This window comes from Pseudophaeobacter leonis (assembly GCF_002087335.1).
GTDB lineage: Bacteria > Pseudomonadota > Alphaproteobacteria > Rhodobacterales > Rhodobacteraceae > Pseudophaeobacter > Pseudophaeobacter leonis.
In genome coordinates this window covers 1-5,232 of sequence record NZ_MWVJ01000040.1, presented here as the reverse complement: position 1 = coordinate 5,232, position 5,232 = coordinate 1, and the positions used below count along the sequence as shown (strand labels likewise).

The window sequence follows — 5,232 nt, the reverse complement described above, 5'->3', positions numbered from 1 at the left end:
GCTTGCAATGCAGGAGCCATCCACACACGATATTGGGTGCCCGAAACTTAGTAGGAGTTAAGTCGTCTTAGTCACTTGCTTCAAAGTAAGAGTGTTTGAACCCTATCAGGGCGCTACGAACACCCGTCCCCCTCCACAGAATTAGCGGAATCCTGCCATGATATTGAATAACAGTTGAGGGCATAGCGAGTTAGCCACAAGATCAAGAGAACAGGCTGGGTCACCGGCAAAAGCGTTTGCGTCGCCAGAGGGTGAACGGCTGATAGTCGTAAGGTGCAGCGGCTAGACCAGGTTGACCTGCATAAGGAGGAACGAGACATGAAAATTTTGGCGACAGCAGCGACGGCTGTTCTAATCGCATCTCAGGCATTTGCCGGTTCATACGAGACAAAATGCGAGACACAAACGGTGCCGTATCAAGAGACCGTGAAAGGCGGAAGTCCCGAAAAAGTAATCGGCGGAGCGATTGTTGGCGGCGTGATCGGGAAGGTCGTGACCGATAAAAATGCCGGCGCTGCCGTCGGTGCTATCGTTGGCGGAGCCATCGCCAATGAAACCAGCACCAATACAGTCACCAAATACAGAGAAGTCGAGACTTGCACTAACGTGTTTGTTCCGGAGCGCATCACGGATGAAGCAAAGCTTCAAAAGGTCTTGCTGGATCTGAACAAAGGCAAATCCGTCAGTAAAGAAATGATCATGGACGCGCAGTATACGATTGGCGTCGCCTATGACGGCAAATGGGGCCCGAAGTCTCAACTGGCTGCAGAGAAATATTTGGCCAACCTTGAGCCCGACGCGCCGTTGTATTCACTGGTGGTCAACGATGTGGTCATCGTCAGCTCAGCCGACATCGGTGCGATCAATGAGATCAAGGCCGCCCTGCTTGAAGCTGGTGTCGTCTCGCAAATCTTCGTGGATCTGAAGTGATGCACCGGGGACAGTCATCCAGGCGTCGGTGCCTCGGTTTGGTCGGCGCTGAACACCGGCAACGGCAGTGACCTGAGCCCCAAGTTTCTTCCACCTCGCGGAGAGTCCTTGGGGTTGGTTTGATGGCCTTAGGCGGCCAGTTTGTCCATCGTTCTTTTCTCCGCGAATTCTCTGGGCATCAGGTTTCCGAGCGCCGAGTGTGGTCTGTGGGTGTTGTAGTCCTCCTGCCATGCTTCCAGCGTTGATCTGACTTTGGCCAACGATCCGAAGAGCGTTTCGTTTTGGCATTCATCTCGTAGCTTTCCGTTGAAACTTTCGACGAAGGCATTTTGCTGTGGTTTGCCAGGTGCGATGTCGTGCCAGTCGATCTCGTTGTCTTGCACCCATCGCAGAATGGCCATGCTGGTGAATTCCGTGCCATTGTCGGAAACGATTGTTCCCGGTATCCCACGTTCGGAAATGACCCGGTCCAGTTCCCGAGAGACCCGTAAGCCCGACAGCGACGTATCGGCGATCAGCGCCAGGTTCTCTCGCGCATGGTCATCAACCACGGCCAGGATGCGAAAGCGGCGGCCAAGGCCTTTAACGGAGGTCGGTTCAACTCCGATCTCAGAGACTATTCCCACGTGGTCAATGGCAAGCATCCAGCCCTCCGAATCGTCAAACTCTAGCCAGATCGAGCCCTGAGCTGTCGTTGAAGTGTACTTCCGCCACCCGTCAGTTTCGCCATGTGTCCGGCGAAAGCCGTTCTCGAAAGCGACTTTGTCGCACTCCTGATACGTCACAAAAGACTGGGGGTTTTCCACGGCCATTGACTTACCTCACCAATAGCGTCGTGGAGGATGCCTCCGGTAAATGGTGACGGCTATTTCACGAATGCCAAGCCCAATACAATGCTGACTGAAATCCACCGTCAGGCCAAAGACAGACCGATACTGCGCCTTGCAAAAGACATTCGTTCTGGGAAGTCATTGGAGTATGGGACCTATGGGACTAGCAGTGTTGTGCCAGATGGCAGCTTGGACCTTGAGGAGTTTCTCAATGCGGATCAGCTCTTGGTTGGTCGGAACATCACACGTAGCTTCTACAACGAGGAAATACGAAGAGCTCTCGGACGTGTCGGCGACATGCCAGAGATAGGAGATCGTTTGACATGCCAGCGCAATGACTAGGGTCTCGGCATCTTCCACCGGCGGCATGTTTTCTGTCGTCTCCGAACCGAAGAAGTCCCGTTTCGCGAACACATTGTCATTGGAGCTGAAGTCTCTCGATTTCCTCGAGGAGGAGAACTATCACGTGCGTGTCCGCCCGGAATATTTTACCGGAGCAGAGAAATCGTTAACGCATAAGGAGCTGAAAAACACCCAAAGCTTCAGAAAGCGTGACAATAGCTACACGTCTCTAGGGGATATCACGCTTTTGTGGGGTGAATGTCCAACGTCAGGGTTTTGGGAACCAATGGGCTCTTGTTTGTCTTTCTCATCGTCCACTCCTCGGTGGTTACGATGAGCCAGAAACACTCTCTTATCAAATTGCCCTATTTGGACCCACAAGCGCTGACGTCAGACAATCTATTCTGGCACGCTCAAGGGGCATTCTGAAGAGCAGATTGCTAGCCAACTTTACTTGACCAATCAAGTGGCCGCGACTCCTCCGGCCTGTTTATCAATGCATGAAACACAAGATTTTTCCCGCTGTCGGGAACACATGGAGTGCGCGATGCGTTGAGCCATGTTTGCAAATGGAGAGGGACGCAGATGAACAAGGCCAAAACCGAGGCGGCGTTGGACCACGCAGAAGCTTTACCACCCAAACTTATCTTCGAAGTGATCCGGCGGGACGGTCAGGACGAGCTTGAGCGCCCCAATGGGTCCCTCATTTGGTCAGGCATCGCAGCTGGCTTGATGATCTCTCTGTCTGTCTTCGCAGAGGCCGTGTTGCGCACCTATCTTCCGGACGCACAATGGACCCATCTGGTCGAGAATTTGGGATATAGCCTTGGGTTTCTTGTCGTGATCCTGGGGCGGATGCAACTTTTTACAGAGAACACGATCACAACGGTTCTGCCGGTGATGCAGACCCCTTCCAGGGCCATTGTGCGGCGCACGGCCACACTATGGGTACTCGTGTTGTTGGCCAATGTGGTCGGTGCATTTGGCGCGGCTGCCACCTTTGCCTTCACCTCTGCCATTCCCCCCGAAGTGCTGCCTGCCATCGAAGAACTCTCGCGCCACGCGACAGGGTTGCCACCGTTCGAGGCCTTTCAGCGGGCCATCCCTGCCGGGGTTCTGGTGGCTGCCATCGTGTGGATGTTGCCTCAGTCTGCAGGGTTCGAGTTTTTCCTGATCCTGACATTCACATGGTTGATCGCCGCAGGCGATTTTATGCACATCGTGGCCGGATCGGTCGAAATGGCATTCTTGTTTCTTCAGGGGCTTTTGTCGCCTGCGGACGCCGTCTTTGGCTTTTTTCTGCCAGTGCTTGCGGGCAATGTTCTGGGCGGGACGCTTATCTTTGCCCTGCTTGCCTTTGGTCAGGTGCGCCGAGAGCTTGTGAAACAATAATCTGGCCCGCGGGAACCTTTTGTGCGCTGTCGGGTTGTATTGGTAACAGACCCAAACGTTAGGAGATTTACGATATGGAATATGCAGGTTTTGGTGGTTTTATTGTTCTGGTCCTGAATATCTGGGCCATCATTTCAATTGTTGGGTCGGGGGCGTCAACCGGGTCCAAAGTGCTGTGGACGCTGTTGGTCCTTGTGTTGCCGGTGATTGGCTTCATCATCTGGCTGATCACAGGCCCGCGCTCTAGTCGACGCATTGCATAATGAGTGACGCAGAGCTGACCAAGGCGCTCGGGTGCATCCCGGGCGCCTTTATGCTGATACAGGGTAGACAAATATTTTTAGATATTTGTGTCGGGTGCTGACATCACATTTTTCCTTTTGGCTAAACTAGATAAATGACCTGAAACCAGAAAATTCCCACCATAATTTCCACCATGCAGGACCCAAGCGCAGGTCTAGGGGGGACGCAAAAAGGAGTACAGTGATGGATCGCAAACACATGCAGGAGACCTGCATGGCCATCCTGGTCATCATCGCGGTGTTCGCCGTTTTGAAGCAATCTAAGGAGTCTTTGCCCCGGTCATCTCAGCGCTGCTCTTGGGTGTCGTGTTGACGCCGCTGTCGGACTTTTGGGACACCTGCCAGTTCCTCCAGCGTCTTGTCGTGCAGCACCCAGTCACCATCGCCCCAGGTGACAAACTGATTGACGCCGGGATCAGGCTTTGGATCAACCGCAACAAAGCCCGCGTCTGCAATTTCTTCTGGCGTGAAACTGGTTGGATTTGTGCGGCAGCGCCCATCGGACAGGCGAATGCGGAATGGCATGGGGGCAGGCTTCGCGCCGCCTTTCGTAAATAGGGTCATTATGGGTTCCCAATATCTATTGATGTGGCAGTTACGGTCACGCCATCCAAATTGGGGAAGTCACCGCGCCCCCAAACGATATTTACACCGCCACGGGCGGGCACGCGGCCATATCTACCTTGTGGCGGAACACCGACTTCAACGGTCAGCGTTTCTCCAGGTGTGACCGAAACGCTATTGACGAAAGAAAGACCGCCGCCGTGACAACCCGCATTGGCGCCGTAGCCAGCGGCCCCGAAACCACCGCCGCTAGTACCATTTTTGCCGTTCTGCCCCGCTTGCCCCCCCGCCCCACCAGCGCCCGAGTTAGGCACTGCTGACGGTCCCTCGCCCCAAAGCCCAACACCGCCGCAACCCTTGGTCGAAGCATACGCAGGGGCACCGCCGGTGCCGCTGTTACCGTCTCCAGAGTAACCACCAGGTGCCCCGCTAAGCTGATCACCACCGCCGTCGCGAACGGGCGTGTCACCACTATTCCTCAAGACGCAGGGGGAGGCTGAGGCTCGCGGTGATGAGCATTTCATGCCCGATTGGGATCTGTTTGCCCGCCCTGGCGCGCCCGCTGCTGCGATCCGCAAGGGCGAGGTGCGGCGCTGGCTTTTGACATCCGCGCAAGATGATACTGATGTGCATTTGCGCTTTTGGTCAAACTTGCAAGCCTATGCCCGGCATGTTGGCGCTGAGCTGGTGGTTGGCGGCTTCACATATAATCACGCGCTTTATACCGATCACCAAACCCGCACCGCGCAATTTGCGCGCGAGGTTTTGCCTCATTTGCGCTTTGATCCGATGGATTGCGGGCCGGTATTGTTCTGCGCTGAAATGAATACTTTGCCAACGGCGGTGCGCCCGCTGAGCGGCCTGACAACCTA

General features: G+C 54.8%; 5 protein-coding genes and 1 pseudogene. 4 read left to right on the top strand and 2 right to left on the bottom strand.

Features of this window, described 5'->3' with window-relative positions; genetic code table 11:
* Nucleotides 1–318: 318 nt before the first annotated feature.
* A complete protein-coding gene (locus B4968_RS10390) occupies nucleotides 319–930 on the top strand; it encodes a glycine zipper 2TM domain-containing protein (RefSeq protein ID WP_083098818.1) in 612 nt (203 codons plus the stop codon).
* Nucleotides 931–1,058: 128 nt separating this feature from the next.
* Here the strand turns inward: B4968_RS10390 and B4968_RS10385 are convergent.
* Nucleotides 1,059–1,505: pseudogene (locus B4968_RS10385) on the bottom strand (integrase core domain-containing protein); the annotation flags it as partial.
* Nucleotides 1,506–2,687: 1,182 nt separating this feature from the next.
* On the opposite strand from B4968_RS10385, the gene B4968_RS10375 reads away from it, so the two are divergent.
* A complete protein-coding gene (locus B4968_RS10375; protein WP_139792730.1) occupies nucleotides 2,688–3,494 on the top strand; it encodes a formate/nitrite transporter family protein in 807 nt (268 codons plus the stop codon).
* Nucleotides 3,495–3,568: 74 nt separating this feature from the next.
* A complete protein-coding gene (locus tag B4968_RS10370) occupies nucleotides 3,569–3,757 on the top strand; it encodes a PLDc N-terminal domain-containing protein (protein ID WP_083098810.1) in 189 nt (62 codons plus the stop codon).
* A 324-nt stretch (nucleotides 3,758–4,081) separates the two neighbouring features.
* Here B4968_RS10370 and B4968_RS10365 read toward each other — a convergent pair whose 3' ends face one another.
* Entirely contained in the window at nucleotides 4,082–4,360 is a 279-nt protein-coding gene (locus B4968_RS10365; protein ID WP_139792728.1) for a hypothetical protein, read from the bottom strand.
* Between the two features lie 522 nt (nucleotides 4,361–4,882).
* On the opposite strand from B4968_RS10365, the gene B4968_RS10355 reads away from it, so the two are divergent.
* Nucleotides 4,883–5,232, top strand: a 350-nt coding sequence (locus B4968_RS10355) for a hypothetical protein (RefSeq protein ID WP_206601091.1), incomplete at its 3' end; no start/stop codon positions are given.